Annotated in this window: 16 protein-coding genes; all 16 read right to left on the reverse strand. The window is 45.4% G+C overall.

Going from position 1 to position 19,927, the window contains the following annotated elements; all coding sequences use genetic code 11:
* Positions 1 to 793, reverse strand: a 793-nt coding sequence (locus BLV66_RS04335; protein WP_143033098.1) for a carbamoyl phosphate synthase preATP-grasp domain-containing protein, incomplete at its 3' end; no start/stop codon positions are given.
* Positions 786 to 1,886, reverse strand: a complete 1,101-nt coding sequence (gene carA, locus BLV66_RS04340) for a glutamine-hydrolyzing carbamoyl-phosphate synthase small subunit (RefSeq protein ID WP_086987640.1) — start codon at positions 1,884 to 1,886, stop codon at positions 786 to 788. The genes carA and BLV66_RS04335, both read right to left, overlap by 8 nt.
* 342 nt (positions 1,887 to 2,228) lie before the next feature.
* Positions 2,229 to 2,954, reverse strand: coding sequence for a histidine phosphatase family protein (locus BLV66_RS04345; RefSeq protein WP_342746292.1), 726 nt, complete (start codon positions 2,952 to 2,954; stop codon positions 2,229 to 2,231).
* 127 nt (positions 2,955 to 3,081) lie between these two features.
* Positions 3,082 to 5,067 carry a fructose-1,6-bisphosphatase gene (locus BLV66_RS04350; protein ID WP_086987638.1) on the reverse strand — a complete coding sequence of 662 codons (1,986 nt, stop codon included), beginning with the start codon at positions 5,065 to 5,067 and terminating at the stop codon, positions 3,082 to 3,084.
* A gap of 461 nt (positions 5,068 to 5,528) precedes the next feature.
* Positions 5,529 to 5,987, reverse strand: a complete 459-nt coding sequence (smpB, locus tag BLV66_RS04355; protein WP_068561084.1) for an SsrA-binding protein SmpB — start codon at positions 5,985 to 5,987, stop codon at positions 5,529 to 5,531.
* A 25-nt stretch (positions 5,988 to 6,012) separates the two neighbouring features.
* Complete coding sequence (rnr, locus tag BLV66_RS04360) at positions 6,013 to 8,379, reverse strand: ribonuclease R (protein WP_086987637.1); 2,367 nt, start codon at positions 8,377 to 8,379, stop codon at positions 6,013 to 6,015.
* A 2-nt stretch (positions 8,380 to 8,381) separates the two neighbouring features.
* Positions 8,382 to 9,140, reverse strand: a complete 759-nt coding sequence (locus BLV66_RS04365; protein WP_086987636.1) for an alpha/beta hydrolase — start codon at positions 9,138 to 9,140, stop codon at positions 8,382 to 8,384.
* A 181-nt stretch (positions 9,141 to 9,321) separates the two neighbouring features.
* On the reverse strand, positions 9,322 to 9,561 hold the full coding sequence (gene secG, locus BLV66_RS04370; RefSeq protein ID WP_068561081.1) for a preprotein translocase subunit SecG: 240 nt from the start codon (positions 9,559 to 9,561) through the stop codon (positions 9,322 to 9,324).
* A 359-nt stretch (positions 9,562 to 9,920) separates the two neighbouring features.
* Complete coding sequence (locus BLV66_RS04375) at positions 9,921 to 11,090, reverse strand: phosphoglycerate dehydrogenase (RefSeq protein ID WP_093114548.1); 1,170 nt, start codon at positions 11,088 to 11,090, stop codon at positions 9,921 to 9,923.
* Positions 11,090 to 12,175, reverse strand: a complete 1,086-nt coding sequence (serC, locus tag BLV66_RS04380) for a 3-phosphoserine/phosphohydroxythreonine transaminase (protein ID WP_086987634.1) — start codon at positions 12,173 to 12,175, stop codon at positions 11,090 to 11,092. The genes BLV66_RS04375 and serC overlap by 1 nt, the downstream gene beginning before the upstream one ends.
* 324 nt (positions 12,176 to 12,499) lie before the next feature.
* Entirely contained in the window at positions 12,500 to 13,801 is a 1,302-nt protein-coding gene (eno, locus tag BLV66_RS04385) for a phosphopyruvate hydratase (RefSeq protein WP_086987633.1), read from the reverse strand.
* A 94-nt stretch (positions 13,802 to 13,895) separates the two neighbouring features.
* A complete protein-coding gene (gpmI, locus tag BLV66_RS04390) occupies positions 13,896 to 15,428 on the reverse strand; it encodes a 2,3-bisphosphoglycerate-independent phosphoglycerate mutase (RefSeq protein ID WP_086987632.1) in 1,533 nt (510 codons plus the stop codon).
* Positions 15,428 to 16,183, reverse strand: a complete 756-nt coding sequence (tpiA, locus tag BLV66_RS04395) for a triose-phosphate isomerase (RefSeq protein WP_086987631.1) — start codon at positions 16,181 to 16,183, stop codon at positions 15,428 to 15,430. Before tpiA ends, gpmI begins: the two co-directional genes overlap by 1 nt.
* A gap of 26 nt (positions 16,184 to 16,209) precedes the next feature.
* Complete coding sequence (locus BLV66_RS04400) at positions 16,210 to 17,400, reverse strand: phosphoglycerate kinase (RefSeq protein WP_086987630.1); 1,191 nt, start codon at positions 17,398 to 17,400, stop codon at positions 16,210 to 16,212.
* A 110-nt stretch (positions 17,401 to 17,510) separates the two neighbouring features.
* A complete protein-coding gene (gap, locus tag BLV66_RS04405; protein WP_086987629.1) occupies positions 17,511 to 18,512 on the reverse strand; it encodes a type I glyceraldehyde-3-phosphate dehydrogenase in 1,002 nt (333 codons plus the stop codon).
* A gap of 39 nt (positions 18,513 to 18,551) precedes the next feature.
* Positions 18,552 to 19,589 carry a sugar-binding transcriptional regulator gene (locus BLV66_RS04410; protein ID WP_086987628.1) on the reverse strand — a complete coding sequence of 346 codons (1,038 nt, stop codon included), beginning with the start codon at positions 19,587 to 19,589 and terminating at the stop codon, positions 18,552 to 18,554.
* Positions 19,590 to 19,927 lie beyond the last annotated feature (338 nt).

A 19,927-nucleotide genomic window follows, 5' to 3' on the forward strand; every position in this document is an offset into this window, starting at 1 on the left:
GCAGCATTTGGTACTCTTTGTCGGACAAGGTTTGGGAAGGCGCCACGACGATGGAATCGCCTGTGTGGACGCCGACCGGATCGATGTTTTCCATGTTGCAGACAACGATGGCGTTATCATTGCTGTCGCGCATCACTTCATATTCGATTTCCTTGAAGCCGGCGATTGATTTTTCCAACAGACATTGCGTCACGGGTGAGTAACGCAAACCGTTGGCCACGATTTCGCGCAAGTCAGCTTCATTGTGGCAGATACCGCCGCCTGTGCCGCCCATTGTGAAGGCCGGACGAACGATCAGGGGATACCCGATTTCTGCTGCGAAGCGAAGCGCTTCGTCTACAGTATGGACGATGTCGCTTTCCGGAACCGACTGATTCAATTCCGCCATCAATTGACGGAACAAATCACGGTCTTCGGCTTGTTGGATGGAACTCAATTTTGTTCCCAACAATTCGACATTGAATTCTTCCAATACCCCTGCTTTATCCAATTCCACGGCCATGTTCAATCCGGTTTGGCCGCCCAATGTCGGCAACAAGGCATCCGGGCGCTCTTTGCGGATGATGTTCGTGATGAATTCTACAGAAAGTGGCTCCATGTAGACTTTATCAGCGATCTCAACGTCCGTCATGATCGTGGCAGGGTTGGAGTTGACCAAAATGACTTTGTATCCTTCTTCTCTTAAAGCTAAGCATGCTTGCGTTCCGGCATAGTCAAATTCAGCGGCTTGGCCGATGATGATGGGGCCTGAGCCGATTACTAAAATGGATTGAATGTCGGTACGTTTAGGCATGTTGTTTTCCTCCTTGGACTGCTTTCATCATATCTACAAAATGGTCGAACAAGTAATTTGCATCGTGCGGTCCCGGAGCTGCTTCCGGATGATATTGAACCGAGAAGACCGGTTTGATTTTGTGTTTGACGCCTTCGTTCGTACCGTCATTCAAGGCGCGGTGGGTTGCGACCAAGTCTGTTTGGTTCAAGCTGTCCTCATCCACGGCATAGCCATGATTTTGGCTCGTCAGGCTGATTTTTCCGGTTGCAAGATCCTTCACCGGATGATTTGCTCCGCGGTGACCGAATTTCATTTTGTAGGTTGTCGCACCACCGGCTAATGAAATCAGCTGGTGGCCTAAGCAAATACCGAACATAGGCAGATTGTCCTGCGCAATCAATTGCTTGATTGTTTCGATTGCTTCTGGAACGGATGTCGGATCTCCAGGTCCGTTGCTCAACATGATACCGTCCGGATTAAAAGCTAAAATTTCGTCCGCGCTTGTGTTCCAAGGAGCCAGAATGACTTCACAGCCCCTTTTCAATAATTCTGCAAGGATATTGTCTTTGAAGCCGAAGTCAAGCAAGACAACGCGTGGGCCTTCACCCGCAAATTTTTTGATTTCTTTTGTTGAATTCAATTGGATTTCGTCAACCGGTAATACGTAGGCTTTCAACGATGCGACAATCGCATCCAAGTTGTCCGCATTGCTTACCATTGTGCCGCGCATAACGCCGGCATTGCGGATTTTTTTGGTGATGCTGCGCGTGTCCACGCCGTAGATTCCTGGTACATCAAAGTCCTTCAAAGCTTCATCCAATGTTTTGGTGGAGCGGAAATTACTTGGATGTTCAGCCACTTCATGTACAACCATCCCTTTCAAGCCCGGAAGCACGCCTTCATAGTCGTCTACGTTGATGCCGTAGTTTCCGATCAAAGGATACGTGAAAGTGATGATCTGGCCGGTGTAGGAAGGATCGGACAAAGTTTCTTGGTAACCTGTCATCCCTGTGTTGAATACGATCTCCCCGATTGCATCCTTTTCTGATCCGAAAGCATATCCTGGATAGCAGCTGCCATCTTCTAAAACTAAAAATCTACGTTGTTTCATGTTGTTCCTCCTGATTTCTGATTGACAAGGTACGTACCTCTCTTGCATGAAAAATAGGAAAATGTAAAAAAAACACACCTATTATTGGGCGTGTTTCAACGGTTGTTTACATTAATCGTTTCACATGCCTTGTTAGCCTCTCTGTGCTAATTTAAAGACGTTCTAGCCACGCTGTATCCCGTACAGTATTGTGGATTACGTTAATTTTAGACTATTTGGATAAGATTTTCAATTGATTTTTCCCAAAAAGGAAAAAAAGATGTGAATTCTTAATGTTCATTGACTTGAAAACACAGAAATACCCTTGGAAACAAAGGTTTTTCCAAGGGCACTGTTCTTAATTTATTTGACATCCTCTTCGACTTTATCGGCAGGCGTCACTTTATGGACTTCCGGTTCCTGCTCATCGCCAGGCGTAAAGTCATCCACAAAATGGTCGGTGCCGTTGTAGAGGTCCAGGTGATAGAAGCCATCCTCATAGCGGACGACCGAAATGCTGGCATTATCCAGATGGCGGTCGATCGAGAAATCAGGAATGACGGCGTGGATCATGTTGCGGATCGTCATCCCGTGGGAAACAATCAGAATGTTTCTTTCGGAATCACGGTGCTCGCTGATCAGTTTAATCAAGCCGCGTTCGACGCGCAGCCAGAAAGTCATGTAATCCTCGGCTTCGTGGTAAGGATCCATTTCTTTCAATCCGTTCAGCTCTTCGATAACCGAGCGGTGGGCATCATAGTTCGGCTCACCATCTGCGCTTCCCAGAAATTTATTCAGGTTTCCCCAGGTTTCACTCGCATCCAGTCCTTCAAAAGAGCCAAAGAATATCTCTCTGAATTCGGGCATCGCTACAACTTTCAATTGATCGGCATGCTGGTTTTCTTTCAAAATGATCTGTGCTGTTTCAAATGTCCGTCTCAAGTCGCTGCAGTAGACCGCATCGAACTTGACATCGCCCAAGCCTGCTCCGCTTCTCATGACGTCGCGTCTGCCTCTGGGCGTCAGTGGTGTGTCGGACCAGCCTTGCATCCGATTGTATTTATTAAGATAAGTTTCTCCGTGTCGCATAAAATAAAACGTTACTCCCTTTTTCAAGGTTAACCCGCCTCTCTCAAGCTACTTTCGCATTAGGATACTTGCTTTCCTTCTCTTATCTTAACAATTCCGGCGGCTGATTGCATCTATTTTCATGCAACTATTTGTCGCTGAGCAGATCTTCGATGATTTCACCGGATTTGTAGGCGCGCAGCAGCTGTTGCAGGTCGATGACTTGTTGGGTCAGCTTCTTGCCGACATCCGTCTGCCTTACCGTTTTGCGCTCTAATTCCTTATCGACAATGCGTCGTGTCGAAACGATATCTTTTTCATTTTCGATGGCATCCTGACGGGAAGTGAACGGCTGATGCGAAACCAGCTGCATTCCGAATGAGTTGTAAAGTAGCGTATAGCCTGCAAGCCCTGTCGTATTTTGGTAGGCTTTCGAGAAGCCGCCATCGATGACGATCAGTTTTCCATCCGCCTTCAATGGATTTTCGCCGATTTTTTCTTTGACAGGCGTATGGCCATTGATGATATGGCCTTTCTTTGGATCCAGCCCGAATTCCTTCAGTATTTTATAGGACAGTTCCACGTTGTCGCGCTGCTCGTAATACAGGTTTTTCTTCTCGACGTGGGTTTCTTTATCAGCGACGTAAAGGCGCTCGAAAGTCGTCATCTTATCCTTCCCGAACAAGGACGAAGCTTTTCCTTCCCACAGATACCAAATCAGGTCCAAGCTGCGGATGTTGTGTTTGGTTGACTCGCGATTCAGGTAACCTCTGCGCAACACTTCCTCGTATTTGTCCAAGAGAGCTTTACCGCTGTACTTAACGTTAGCGATTGCCATCTCCATGAAGCTGCCGTCCGGATTCAGCGGTACGCAGCCGTGGAACAGCAGATTGTCGTTGTAGCTCAAATACATGCTGCCTTTGCTGAAAAGGAACTGGACGTGCTTCTGCAGCCTTTCCGAATTCAGGAATCCGGTCCGGAGCCTTTCGACAACCAGTATCTCCTCTTCAGTCAAGCGGTACGGATCGGCTGGATCGACTGTCGGGAAATAGTCGCACAGTACCGGATATTCCTTCCCGTCCAACTGCACGGTTCCTTTTTCGTAGTCGATAAAATCCAGAACCATCCGATCGGCCATGTCGAATTCAGGGTGGCGTTTGATGATTTCACCTTCAAGCTTGAACTGGATGATTGAAATGGCTTGATTCATTTTGGCGATCTGCCGGAGCTCTTCCGGGAAGATTTTACTTTCGTCTTCGGTGTTGATTTTCGGCATGAACGGTTCGTAGCGGTCCTCTTTGTAGACCATTTCCGCGAACGTGATCAGCGGACGCAAGGAGATCCCATAAGCATCCTCGATGATCTCAAGGTTGTTGTAGCGGGCGGAAATGCGGATCACGTTGGCCATACAGGCGGCTGACCCGCTCGCGGCACCCATCCAGAGGACATCATGGTTGCCCCATTGAATATCCAGCTCGTGGCCATCCATGAAGGTATCGATGATTTCCCCCGGGAAGGGACCTCTGTCGTAGATGTCCCCGACGACATGCAGGTGGTCGACCACCAGACGTTGGATGACATGCGAGATGGCAGCTATGAGCTCGGTGGCGCGGTCCAAGGAGATTACGGTCTTGATGATTTTTTCGTAATAATCCTCTTTGTTCGTCATGATTGTGTCTTTGAAAAGCAGCTCCTCGATGATATAGGCATAGTCGGCCGGGATCGCCTTTCTGACTTTCGAGCGCGTGTATTTCGAAACAGTGAACGCGCAAAGTTCCGTGATGCGCAGCAAGGTCAACGAGTAAAACTCATTGATTTCCTCTTCGGAGTCTAGACTTTCCACGATTAGATTGATCTTGTCTTCCGGGTAGTAGACAATCGTCGCAAGCTGATTCATCTCCCGGGTGCTCAGTCTCCCTTGAAAAATTTCCCGGATTTTTTCTTTGACGTTCCCGGATCCATTCCTGAGTACATGCTGCACGGCGTCGTATTCCCCGTGCAGATCGCTGATGAAGTGCTCGGTTGCTTTCGGCAAGTTCATGATGGCTTCCAAGTTGATGATTTCGGTTACTGTTTTTGCTGCTGTCGGATATTCTTTTGCCAGCAATCGAAGATACTTGTCTTTCGTTATCATTACAATTACACCCCTACTTTTTTCATTTCACTTAGAACGGAACCCCGCAAGGCAAACGTTGCTTACAGGATTATCTTAATTTTTCGTGACAAGATGATTACTTCTATCATAGCTTGAATTAAAAAAAAATGATAGACAAGATACAAAAATTACACAATTGGTCACAATTTCGACAGTGTACCTGTCCGGGGCGGGTTATTTGGATAAAGCCAGCTCCGTTCTGGCTGCCAACTCCGGCGAGGATTGCCTCGTCGGAGTTGAGTACGGATTTCACCGCTCTCCTCCGGCGAAACCTACCTCGTCGGAGTTGGTGGCGTAATCAGCTGCCCTCCTCCGGCGAAGGGCGGCTTCGCCGTAGCTGGCGTTATCCTACCTCCTACTGCCACATAGACTCCAAAAACGCAAAAAACGCGCCTGCACTCCATCAGGAATACGGGCGCGTTCGTTCTGCAAATCTATTCTTATCTTTCCTTCATCGCTCTGTCGATTTCGCGCTTCATATCTTTTTGTTTCAGTGCGTCACGCTTGTCGTAGCTCTTCTTGCCCTTTGCGAGTCCGATGAGCACTTTCGCAACGCCATTCTTGAGATAAACCTTCAACGGCACCAACGTAACGCCGGTTGTTTTCGTCTCCTCAATCAGGTACTTGATCTGTTTCTTGTGCAGCAATAATTTCCTTGTGCGCAGCGGATCATGGTTGAAGATATTGCCCTGTTCGAAAGGGCTGATGTGCACATTCTGCAAGAATACTTCCCCGTTCCGGATGCTTGCGTAGCCGTCCTTCAGGTTGATTTTCGCTTTGCGGACGGATTTGATTTCCGTTCCTGTCAGCACCATACCGGCTTCTATCGTGTCGAGGATGATATAATCATGGCTGGCTTTTCTGTTCTGCGCTAAAACTTTTCCTTCGCCTTTTGGCATAGTCCGGCACCTTCATTTCGTTAGCTTACTTCTTTTTGCCTCTTTCTTTTTTCCCTTTGGCTTTTTTGCCTGGACGGGAATAAAACGGCTCTTTTCCTTTTTCGGTCTTTTTGCGCGGTCCGTTGTCGCGATCGGATTGACCCGGTCTCCGTTTTTTGCCTTTCGGAATCTTCGCGCGAATCTGTTTGACCAGATCTTGGTCGCTCTGGCTCTGGGTCTTTTCCTTGTCGATGACTAAGGAGAAATCGATTGCGCGTGTGACCGGATCCGAATTTTCTACTTTGATTTTGACTTTTTGTCCGATTCGGTAAATGACACCGGTGCGTTCACCCATCAAAAGCAGGTGGCTTTCGATGTAGTTGAAATAATCTTCAGACATTTTCGAGATGTGCACGAGGCCTTCCACCGTATTAGGTAACTGCACAAAGATGCCGAATTTCGTGACAGAGCTGATGACGCCTTCGAACTCTTGGCCGATTTTGTCCATCATGAACTCTGCCTTCTTGAGCGATTCGGTTTCGCGTTCTGCATCAACCGAGCGACGTTCCATCTGCGAGCTCTGAACTGCTATATCAGGCAATTGTCCTTTCCATTTTTCAACCAACTTCGGATCGACAACGCCTTTTCCGTATGCGCGGATCAAGCGGTGGACGATCAGGTCGGGGTACCTTCTGATTGGAGAAGTGAAATGGGTATAATCTTTCGCAGCCAGACCATAGTGTCCGACCGGTACAGCGTCATATTTCGCTTGTTGCATGCTGCGCAACAGTGTAGTCGAAACAACGGCTTCATATGGTTCGTCCTTGACTTTCGCCAAAACGGCCTGCAGTTGTTTCGGCTTCACGTTTTCATGCGTGCCACTCACCAAGATGCCGAATGTCGTCACGAATTCCAGGAAGCGCATCATTTTGGTCGGATCCGGCTGTTCGTGAATTCGATAGATGAACGGCAGATTCGCCTTCGTGAAATGATGGGCGATTGTTTCATTCGCGCTCAACATGAAAGATTCGATGAGGCGCTCACCGACACCGCGATCTTGCACATAGATATCCAAGGGGTGGCCATTTTCGTCCACGATGATTTTTGCTTCATCGGATTCGAAATCGATGGCGCCGCGTTTTTGACGTTTCTTCAAGAGGATCTCATGAAGGATGCCCATTTCTTCGAACATCGACACAAAATCGCTGTATTTTTCACGCAATTTCTTGTCGTGGTCCGTCAAAATCGCATTGACATCGGAATAAGTCATCCGTTGTTTGGACTCGATGATGCTCGGGAAAATATCATAGGCGACCACTTCTCCATCAGCATCCACTTCCATTTCACAAGACATTGTCAAACGGTCTTCATGCGGCAACAAAGAACAGATGCCGTTCGATAATTTCTGAGGCAACATCGGTACGACCCGGTCCGTCAAATAAACGCTGGTGCCGCGTTCATATGCTTCACGATCAATCGGGGAATTCTCTGTCACATAGAAGGAAACATCCGCAATGTGCACGCCCAACAGATAATTGCCATTTTCGAGTTTCTTCAAGGAAATCGCATCATCCAAGTCTTTGGCATCGGCGCCATCAATCGTAACAATCTGTTCCGAACGCAAGTCCCGTCTGCCTTCCAACGCCTCGGCTGGAATCTCCAATGGAATGCTTTCAGCCTGGGCCAAAACATCTTCCGGGAATTCCGAAGGGATACCGAACTTGTAAAGAATTGCCAGGATATCAACGCCTGGTGCATCCTTATGGCCGATTTCTTTCGTGACCAACCCTTCCATCTTGACCGGATTCTCCGGTGTCGGATAGCTGGTGATTTCCACCAGACAGACACTGCCTTCAACAGGATGGATGCCTTCTGGTTTGATGTAGACAACGATACTGTTGATTTTAGTATCCTGTGGAACAACAAATCCCAAAAAGCCGGTTTCTTCCCGGCGATCAGAATCGTAAGGAACAAATTCGCCTACTACCTGATTCGATTTGCGCGTCAGAACAGCCGTTACCTCAGCTTCGACTCCTTTGTCATTCCAAGGCTCCGCCTCGCGGGTGATCTTCAACTCGACCGTATCTCCGTCCATCGCGCTGCCTGTTTTGCCGCGCGGAACAAAGAGGTCACTTTCATTCGGATCGACCGTAACAAAACCGAAGCCGCGATCATTGCTACGGAAAGTACCTGTCAAAGTGGCGCCTTGCACCTTAAGACGGAATTGCCCGGTCTTGTTCAGCAACAGGATACCTCTTTCTTCCAATTGCGCAAAAACTTTGACCAAGGCTTTGAATTCTTCGGATTCCGTGTAGCCTAACGCTTCACTTACTTCCTTCAAGGTCATGCTCTTTCCGACATGCTCCTGAAAATAGGCTAGAACGTCAATTTGGATCTGATCTATCTTTCTCATACTTATCCCTCATTCCAATTTAGTCGGTTCAAAAATGCCAATACTGTTTCTTCAAATACGTTTCTGTCTTTCCCAACGGTGATGACATGCGTTGCTTCCGGGAAAAAATGATAATCCACTTCAGCACCTAAGAGGCTATCCGCCAACAATTTCCCACAATCAGCGCTAATCATTTCATCTTTGCCGGATTGCGCGATGTAATAAGGAACGACGATATCAGCCAGATTCGCTTTGATCAGTTCCGTAAACTCGTCCAATTGGGCAAGCTGGGCATTCAATTTAGGCTTCATCAATGCCAATTCATGCTCGATTTCAAGATTTGCCATGCCGAGTTTCTTTTTCGACAGCTTGGCGAAATGCACGAAACTGATCGGCACCCGTGATTCCCCAAAACTAATGATTGGTGAATTGAATGAGCCCCCGCCGATAAATCCGCCTGTTTCGATGGCCCTTGTAGCCATAATGCCGCCCATTGACAATCCGAATACGGTTAGCTGATTGTAGCCCTTTTCCAGCAGCTCTGCTTTTGCGCGCATAGCATCAGCGAACCATACAGCTGGGCCACCCAATTCAAGAATATCTTCAAAACGGCCGGTCGCATGTCCCGTAAAATTCGGTGCATATACAGTATACCCGTTCCGTTCCAAAAAGCGTCCCAACAAGCGCACATCATTTGCGCTACCGGTATAGGCATGCAGCAAAAGGACGGCGCGTGGGCCAGCTTCGAAGAAAAAGGGTTCTGGTAAATTGATTGCTTTCATAAAATTCCTCCCAACTCGTTCATCTTCATTTTACTGTATTTACAGCTTTTTTCCTAATATATCAGATATTTGCGGTCGAATTTTTTTAGCAAGACATACGCAGCCCTCATGGGTTTTGTCCAGCATACTTTTCAGGCGAAAAAAAAGCAGAACCCGGTAATGTGGTTTCTGCCTACAATAGTTAATTTGAGGATAGATAGGTTAAAGCCAGGGCAATCAAGATGAAAAGTGCTCCCAAAACGACTGTGATCTGACGCAAAACCGCTTCAAAGCCTCTTGCTTTTTGTTTGCCGAATAATTGCTCCGCTCCACCTGTAAGTGTGCTGGCTGCGTTTGTTTTTGATGGCTGCATCAGCACAACAATGATCAACAGCACAGAAACAACCAACAGGGCCGTTAATAGTACATCGTATAATGACAAAGGATGGACCTCCCAATAATAATTTTCTACTACTAACTTTAGCACAAACTATAGGGTTTTGCTAGCAATTTCAGAAAAGAAAAGCGCCCGGACACACTCACTTCAAATGAAGGGAACTGCCCGAACGCTTTTGACTTGCTTTTTATTGAGGTATCGCACTCTTTAAACGTGTTCTGGATCCCAGAAATCTGTACCTAAGCTGACTACCACACACGGACAAAAAGCGTCCGCTTTGTGTTAGTCCTCTTAGTGCTCGATTTCTGACCCGGGATCCATCACACTCTTTTAGAAACGTGTTCTGATTCGCAGACACCACTACCGTTTCGAAACCAGGTGTCTAAACGCGCATCATCACACTCTTATCTTCTGATGATGCGGACGTTTACGATGCCGTCGATTGTTTTGAAATTTTCAACGACTTCATCCAGAACTGCTTGATCTGTTTCGGCGATATCAATGACAGTGTAGGCATAGTTGCCACGGCTGCGGTTCAAGATATCTTCGATGTTGATGAAGTACTTAGCCAAGCCGGAAGAAATCTGGCCGACCATGTTTGGAATATTCTTGTTGATGATCGTCAAACGAATCGGTGATTGCATCGCGATGTCGATTGAAGGGAAGTTCACGGAATTGACGATATTCCCTGTTTCCAGGAAGTATTTCAATGTTTGAGCTGCCATGATTGCGCAGTTCACTTCAGCTTCCTCTGTAGAAGCTCCCAAGTGAGGCAATACAATGATAGCATCATTGTGAAGCAAAGTTTCATCAGCGAAATCCGTAACGTATTTGCGGATGCTCTTTTCTCTCAATGCTGCTAGCATATCAGCCGTGTTGACCAATTCGCCGCGGGCAAAGTTCAAAAGAACAGCGTTGTCCTTCATTTGAGCCAAGAAGGCAGCGTCAACCATGCCTTTTGTTTCGGCATTGACTGGTACGTGAATGGAAATGTAGTCCGCTTTAGCCAATACTTCAGCGATTGAAGCAGCTTTTTGGACACGACGGTTGATGTTCCATGCTGTTTCCACGGAAACATATGGGTCATAACCGATGACTTCCATACCTAAACGGAATCCGTCATTGGCCAACATCGCGCCGATAGCACCAAGGCCGATGACACCCAATGTTTTTCCGGAGATTTCTGTCCCCGCAAATTGGCTTTTGCCTTTTTCGACTTGCTTCTCGACATCATCACCGCTTAATGTTTGGACCCATTCCATTCCTTCTTTGATTGGACGGGCAGCCATAATCATAGCAGCTAAAACAAGTTCTTTAACCGCATTGGCATTCGCACCAGGCGTATTGAATACTACCACACCTGCTTCGGAACATTCTTCGACCGGTACATTGTTGACTCCGGCGCCGGCACGAGCGATACCTTTCAAGCTTTCAGGGAATTCCATGCCATGCAGTTTTTCGCTGCGCAGGATGATGCCGTCAGGATTTGCACCTGAGTTAAGGACAAATTGATCTGCATCAAGTAAATTTAAGCCTTCTGGGGCAATCGCATTATAAGTTTTAATCTCGAACATTATTTGAATTTCCCTTCCTTAGCTTCAAAAGCTTTCATAAATTCTGTTAATTCTTTTACGCCTTCATACGGGAACGCATTATAGATACTTGCGCGCATGCCGCCTACGGAACGGTGGCCTTTCAAGTTCAGGAAGCCTAAAGATGTTGCTTCTTTGACGAACTTCGCATCCAAGTCTTTGTTGCCGGTAACGAATGGAATATTCGTCAGTGAACGGGAATTGACTGCAACTGGAGAAGAGAACAAGTCTGATTCTTCGATTGTGCGGTACAGTAAGCCCGCTTTTTCTTCGTTCATTTTCACCATAGCTTCAACGCCGCCCAAGTCCTTCAACCATTCGAAGACTAATTTAGCTACATAGATGGAGAAGCTTGGTGGTGTATTGTATAACGAATCATTTTTGATGTGTGTACGGTAATCAAGCATGCTTGGCAATTTATTCTCGGTCTGGATCAGATCTTCTTTCACGATCACGATTGTCAATCCTGCAGGCCCGATATTTTTTTGTGCACCAGCATAGATCAAGCCGAAGTCATTGACATCGTAACGGTTGGACAAAATGTTGGAAGACATATCGGCAACAATTGGTGCATTCACGAAACGAGGGATTGTTTGGAAAGCTGTACCTTCGATTGTGTTGTTTGTTGTGATGTGGATGTAATCGTAGGCTTCGTCTGTTTCCGGAATTTCAGGAATGTAAGTGAAATTATCCTCTTCGGAACTAGCCAATACTTCCATATTCGGTACTTTTAAGATTTTAGCTTCAGAGATGGCTTTCTTAGCCCATGATCCCGAGTTGATGTAACCGACTTTGCCGCCTTTTCCAAGATTCATCGGAATCATGGAGAACTGCAGGCTAGCACCACCTTGCAAGAACAAGACTTTATAGCCTTCAGGGATATTCATTAATTCCCTTAATAATTGCTCTGCGTCTGAAATGATCTCTTCGAACAAGGAGGAGCGGTGACTCATCTCCATAACTGACATGCCACTATCTCTGTAGGATAGCATTTCACTCTGTACTTTCTCTAAGACTGATTCTGGTAGTATTGCTGGACCAGCGGAAAAATTTCTTGCTCTTTTCATCCTTTTGTCTCCCCCTTATCAATTGTCCTCATTAATTATTAATAATAATTTAATCTTATTATAGCAGATTACGCGCCGAATGAAAGCGAAAATGCCCATTTCCCAAAAATAATTACATACGGATGTTAGGAACAAACCTCCAAAATATGATTATATCGGAACTCAAAACAATATTTTTGACCAAAAGACGAACATTAGGGCTTTAAAGTGCAAAAAAAGTCCGGCGTTCCAAGCGCCGGACTTTCTCTCGCGTCTGGTTTTACCAGACGTTAATTATGTGAAGACAGTGTTCCAAGCAGCTGTCTTCCTGTTAATCAATTAAAATTATTTGTTTTTTAGGTTGTAGAAAGATTTCAAACCATCATAAACAGCCAATTCGCCTAATTGATCTTCGATGCGTAACAATTGGTTGTATTTAGCGATACGGTCAGTACGGCTTAATGAACCAGTTTTGATTTGTCCAGCGTTTGTTGCAACAGAGATGTCAGCGATTGTAGCATCTTCTGTTTCGCCTGAACGGTGAGAAATAACTGCAGTGTAACCAGCTTTTTTAGCCATTTCGATAGCTTCAAAAGTTTCAGTCAATGAACCGATTTGGTTAACTTTGATCAGGATCGAGTTACCGATTCCTTTTTCGATACCACGAGCCAAGATTTCAGTGTTGGTAACGAACAAGTCATCCCCAACTAATTGAACGCGTTCGCCCAGACGTTCTGTCAAAAGCTTCCAGCCATCCCAGTCATTTTCATCCATACCATCTTCAATTGAGATGATTGGGTATTTGTTGACTAATTCTTCCAAGAAATCTACTTGTTCTGCGGCAGTGCGTTTTGCTCCGCCTTCGCCTTCAAATTTAGCATAGTTGTAAACGCCGTTTTCGTAGAATTCAGATGCTGCACAGTCAAATCCTAAGTATACATCTTTGCCTGGTTCCAAACCGACTGATTTGATTGCTTCCAAAATAGTTTCAACGCCATCTTCAGTCCCTTTGAAGCGAGGCGCAAATCCGCCTTCATCCCCTACAGAAGTTTCCAATCCGCGTTTTTTCAGGATTGATTTCAATTCGTGGAAGATTTCAGCACCCCAACGCAATGCTTCTTTGAAAGAAGGAGCGCCGACTGGCAAGATCATGAACTCTTGGAAAGCGATAGGAGCATCTGAGTGAGATCCGCCGTTGATGATGTTCATCATTGGAGTTGGCAATGTTTTAGCGTTGAATCCGCCTAGGTATTGGTACAATGGGATATCCAAGTAATCTGCTGCAGCGTGAGCTACTGCGATAGATACTGCCAAGATTGCGTTAGCGCCCAATTTTTCTTTGTTAGGAGTGCCATCTAAGTCGATCATAGTTTTGTCGATAGCTAATTGGTCACGTACGTCGAAACCTAAGATAGCGTCAGCAATGATGTCGTTTACGTTTTCTACAGCTTTCAAAACACCTCTTCCAAGGTAACGCGCTTTGTCGCCATCACGTAATTCGATTGCTTCGTGTTCGCCAGTAGAAGCTCCTGATGGAACCATTCCGCGTCCGAAAGCGCCGCTCTCTGTGTAAACTTCAACTTCGATAGTTGGGTTTCCGCGTGAATCTAATACTTCTCTAGCTAAAATATCTGTAATGTATGGCATGGTTTTCTCTCCTTTGAGTTGGCTGAATTACTTGTCTTACCAAGTATCATTTTAGACAATTTTCTTACTTTATGCAATAGCTGAAGCGTTTTGCTTATGCTTTAACGATCAGCGATTCGCCTGTCATTTCTGCTGGTTTTTCTACGTTCAATAAATCAAGCATAGTTGGAGCAACATCGGCCAATTTGCCGTCTGTGCGCAACGTGACGCCTTTTTTCGTTACAATTACTGGAACTGGTACAGTTGTGTGCGCAGTATGCGGTTGTCCGTCTTCAGTGGACATAGTATCCGCATTACCATGGTCAGCAAAAATGATGGCATACCCATCTTTTGCAAGGATTGCGTCCACGACTGCTCCAAGGTTCTCGTCAACTGCTTCGATTGCTTTGATTGTAGGTTCCAACATACCTGAATGGCCGACCATGTCAGGGTTCGCAAAGTTAAGGATGATGGCGTCGTATTTGTCGTCATTGATCTCTTTCACTAATGCTTCGCCCACTTCATAAGCGCTCATTTCAGGTTTCAAATCATAGGTTGCAACTTTCGGTGAAGGGATCAGGATGCGTCCTTCGCCTTCGAAAGGCTCGTGACGTCCACCATTCATGAAGAAAGTTACGTGTGGATATTTTTCGGTTTCCGCGATACGCAATTGTGTAAGTTTATGTTGCGCCAGAACTTCACCCAAAACGTTTGTCATCGGAATCGGCTTGAAGGCGATATCCGCGATTACAGTATCTTGGTAAGAAGTCATCGTCACAAATTTCACATTTTTAGCACGTTCCCCGCGCTCGAAATTCGTCCACTCTTCGTTAGTGAAGGCATTCGATAACTGGATTGCACGGTCCGGACGGAAGTTGAAGAAGATGATGGCATCATTATCTTTCAAAGTTCCGATTGGTTCGCCATCTTTGACGATGACTGTCGGCAATACAAACTCATCCGTTTTGCCCTCTGCATAGCTTGCTTTAACGACATCCTGTGCAGATTCAAACTTTTCGCCTTCGCCGTGTGCGATGGCATTGTATGCCAATTCCACACGTTCCCAACGGTTGTCACGGTCCATAGCGTAGTAACGACCTGAAACAGTCGCGATTTCACCCAGTCCGATCTCTTTCATCGCTTTTTCCACTGTTTCGATGTAGCCTGGTGCAGCGTGAGGATCCACGTCGCGACCATCAAGGAAAGCATGCAGATAAAGTTTTTTGACACCTTTTTCTTTTGCGCTCTTAATCAAGGCAATGATATGGTTGATATGACTGTGCACACCACCGTCAGAAAGCAGACCGAAAAGGTGCAAAGCAGAATCGTTATTGTTGGCGTGATCGTAAGCACCAACCAGCGCTTCGTTCGTCAAAAATTCGCCATCGATGATAGCTTTGTCGATTCTGGTCAAACTTTGGTAGACAACTCGTCCGGCACCAATGTTTGTATGCCCTACTTCGGAATTGCCCATTTGACCTTCAGGCAGTCCAACAGCAAATCCGGAAGCTAGCATCGTTGCATGCGGAAAATTGTTCCAATAACGGTCAAAGTTCGGTTTCTTTGCTAGCTTAACCGCATTGCCCATCATTTCGTTTCTCCAGCCGAAACCGTCTAAAATAATTATTGCTACCGGTTTTTTACTCATTATTTAATAGCCTCCAATAATGCTAAGAATGAATCAGGAACTAAACTAGCACCACCGACCAACGCGCCATCAATATGTTCTTCAGCCATGTATTCTGCAATGTTTTCAGGTTTAACGCTGCCGCCGTATTGAATGCGGACTTTGTCAGCCACTTCTTGTCCGAAGATTGTAGCAACAGTTGCGCGCACTACACCGCAAGTGTCGTTCGCATCTTTTGCAGTAGAAGATTTGCCAGTACCGATTGCCCAGATTGGCTCATAAGCGAGAACAAGGTTAGCCACTTGGTCTGCAGTCAAATCTTTCAAAGCAGCCGTGATTTGTCCTGATACCCACTCGTTTGTTACGCCTGCTTCACGTTGCTCCAACGTTTCGCCACAGCAAACGATAGGAGTCATACCATTACGCAGAATAGCATGTGCTTTTTTATTGATATCTTCATCTGTTTCGTGGAAGTACTCACGTCTTTCAGAGTGTCCGATAATGACGTAGTCGACGCCTAAGTCCCCTAAAGCTTTCGGGCTGATTTCACCAGTAAAGGCGCCCTCTTCTTCAAAGTAACAGTTTTGCGCGGCAACTTTCAAATCAGTTCCCTCTGTAGCTTCTACCATTTTTTCTAAAAATAAAGCCGGTGATCCAATAACAGCTTCTACTTTATCAAAAGCAGGAACCTTAGTTTTTACAGCCTCGATAAATGCTTGTGCTTCCTTAGCTGTTTTGTTCATTTTCCAGTTACCGGCAATAATCGGTTTACGCAATATAATCACTCCTTAAGATAGGTTGCTTATTTGTCAGAAATTGATGCTACACCTGGTAATTCTTTGCCTTCAAGGTATTCCAAAGATGCTCCGCCACCAGTTGAGATGTGCGTGAAATCATCAGCAAAGCCTAATTGCATAGCAGCTGCAGCAGAATCTCCGCCGCCGATGATTGTTACAGCATCGTCTAATTTAGCGATTGCTTCGCAGACGCCGATTGTGCCTTGAGCAAAGTTAGATAATTCGAACACACCCATAGGTCCGTTCCATACAACAGTTTTCGCGCCTTCAAGCTCTTTAGTGAACAACTCAATGGAAGCAGGTCCGATATCCAATGCCATTTGGTCAGCAGGGAATGCTTCATTTTTAGCGATTGTGATTTCTCCATCGTTGCCGAACTCGTGAGCCATTTTAGCATCGATAGGCAAAATCAATTTGTCGCCAGCGCTCTCCAATAATTCTTTAGCTAATTCAACTTTATCAGCTTCCAGTAAGGATTTACCGATTTCCAAGCCTTGTGCTTTCATGAATGTGTAAGCCATACCGCCACCGATAAGTACTTTGTCAGCTTTGTTCAATAAGTGTTTGATAACACCGATTTTATCGCTTACTTTCGCTCCGCCTAAGATAGCTACGAATGGGCGAACAGGCTCGTCAACCGCTCCGCCGATGAACTTGATTTCTTTCTCCATCAAGAATCCAGCTGCGCTTTCAAGATTAGAAGCGATTCCGACGTTGGAAGCATGTGCACGGTGAGCCGTACCGAATGCATCGTTAACGAATAGGTCGCCTAGGCTAGCCCAGTATTTGCCCAATTCAGGATCGTTTTTGCTTTCTTTTTTGCCGTCAACATCTTCGAAACGAGTGTTTTCGAATACCAAAACATCTCCGTCTTTCAAAGCTGCAACTGCTGCTTCCAAAGCTTCGCCGCGTGTTTCAGGAACGAAAGTGACTTCTTTGCCCAACAATTCAGCCAAACGGTCAGCTACAGGCTTCAAGCTCAACTTCGCTTTGTCTTCTTCAGTTTTTACTTTTCCTAAGTGAGAGAAAAGGATGACTTTTGCGTTATTTTCGATCAAGTAGTTGATTGTAGGAAGAGCTTGTACGATACGGTTGTCGTTAGTGATTGCTCCATCTTTCATCGGAACATTGAAATCAGCACGAACCAACACTTTTTTTCCAGCTACATCTAAATCTGTTACAACTTTCTTTGTCATTACGTCGCCTCCTGATATGTGTATCTACATAAGAAAAGCGAGGAAGCGCGTTGCCTCCCCGCTTTTGTTATCTTCTACGATTCAGCTTTCATTAGATGAAAGACTTGATCTTATAAGCTAGCAAATTCTACTAAAGTACGTACTAATTGTGAAGCGTAAGACATTTCATTGTCGTACCAAGAAACAGTTTTAACTAATTGCTTGTCTCCAACTGTCATTACTTTAGTTTGTGTAGCATCGAATAAAGAACCGAAGTTGATGCCTACGATGTCGCTTGAAACGATTTCGTCTTCAGTGTAGCCGTAAGACTCGTTAGAAGCAGCTTTCATAGCAGCATTGATTTCTTCAACAGTTACAGTTTTTTCCAATACAGTAACTAATTCAGTCAATGAACCGGTAGGAACTGGAACTCGTTGAGCAGCTCCATCTAATTTGCCTTTCAATTCAGGCAATACATCGCCGATAGCTTTAGCAGCACCAGTTGTGTTAGGAACGATGTTTGCTGCAGCAGCACGTGCACGACGGAAGTCACCTTTAGGATGTGGAGCATCCAAAGTGTTTTGGTCGCCAGTGTAAGCGTGGATTGTAGTCATTAAGCCTTCAATGATTCCGTATTCGTCGTTCAATACTTTAGCCATTGGAGCCAAGCAGTTAGTTGTGCAAGATGCACCTGAAACGATAACATCTTCAGCGTTTAATTCGTTGTGGTTAACGTTATAAACGATTGTTTTAACGTCGCTGCCTGCTGGAGCAGATAAAAGAACACGTTTAGCGCCTGCATCAACGTGAGCTTGAGCTCCTGCTTTGCTCATGAAGAAACCAGTACATTCTAATACGAACTCTACGCCAAGTTCTGCCCATGGAAGATCTGCTGGGTTACGTTGTGATAACACTTTGATGTCTTTTCCGTTTACAGTGAAGAATCCGTCATTAACTTCTACATCACCATTGAATCTGCCTTGAGTTGTATCATATTTCAATAAGTGAGCTAACATTTTAGCGTCAGTCAAGTCATTGATTGCTACAACTTCGATTCCTTCTACTTCTTGAATACGGCGGAATGCTAAACGTCCAATACGTCCAAAACCGTTAATACCAACTTTTACTGTCATACTGAGATTTCCTCCTTAGGATAAGTCAAAATTTTTATTTTAAAGGGTTACCCCTTTTAAAATCAGATTAGCTGCGCCCTCATCCGTAATCAGCCATGTTTGATGCGGGGCATATTTCATGAACGCTTTAATAGCCTTGGCTTTCGTGCTTCCCCCTGCAATGGCCATTGCGTACGGGATCTTTTCGATTTCTTCAATCTGAAGCCCAAAGCGGGACAATCGATAGACGATTTCTCCATTTTCATTGAAGTAACAACCAAAGGCTTCACCTACCGCATTATGCGCTTCTAGGGACGAAATCAACCCATGCGACATCCTGCGTCTTTCCATCATTACTTTAGCATTACCGATGCTATATAACAAGCAGTTTGCCTTTTTCATGACGGATAAAGTATGTTTTATCGATGGCTCGGATTTCATTGATGCATAAGCTTTTTCGCTCAAATTATCGGGAACGAAAAGTGCCATGTTCTCACCGCCGACCAATTGCGCCATACGATCGCTGACACTGTTGGCTTGTATCGACATGGATTCGCCTAAACCGCCTCGTGTCGGGACAAAAATGAAATCCCTGTTCTGTGACAATTCAGGTGAAAAATGTTCGGCAGCCTGTGCCATTGTACTTCCGCCAGCAACAGCAACGATAAATTCGCCTGCCGGCAATAACGCATTCAATTCTTTGGCGGCAGTTTTTCCGATTTCATCCAGAACGGATGCATCTTCATCACTATCACCACGAACAATCCTACAAAACTGAATGTTCAAATAATCTGCTAACGCCTTTTCTTTCGCATTCATATTCAGCAATAACCGCATGAACCTTTCCAGTTGACGAAAGATGTCTTCGCCTTCCTCAGTCAATTCCATCCCGTTCTTTGAACTGGAAAGAAGACCTTGTTTCCGCAAAAAATCTGTCTCAGTCCGTAAAGTCCTTTCTGACAAGGAAACTTTATCGGCCAGGACGCGTCTCCCGACTGGCGCATACATTTGGATATTACGCATGATATGGTAACGATTTTGAAGGACTGACATAATGTCCGGAACTATTTGCTGCAAGACTGAAATAGACTCTTCCATAACAACCCTCTTCATTTGCACGTGGACGCTTTTCGCCCCGCTGCAATCTTAGGCGGTCCTCGTTTATTTCATATCAGGAGAGATGGAATAGGACTGCAAATACTTTTTTGCATCCGTCTATTCTCCCTCGTCTTTACTTGATTATTTTAACAGTAAACACTAGACGTTTCAAGCGTTTTGGCAAATAAATTCGATTTCCTTCAAAATAGATTCGTTCAATATATCACGATTAAGCTATAATCCAATTGCCTTTTAGATGTACGCTTTCAGAAAACCTTGATACAGCAACTTTTTCATGATGGTCGATATTCGTCCCGTTATTGTTTAGCGTTTCTCAT

This window comes from Trichococcus collinsii (genome assembly GCF_900107505.1).
Classification (GTDB): domain Bacteria; phylum Bacillota; class Bacilli; order Lactobacillales; family Aerococcaceae; genus Trichococcus; species Trichococcus collinsii.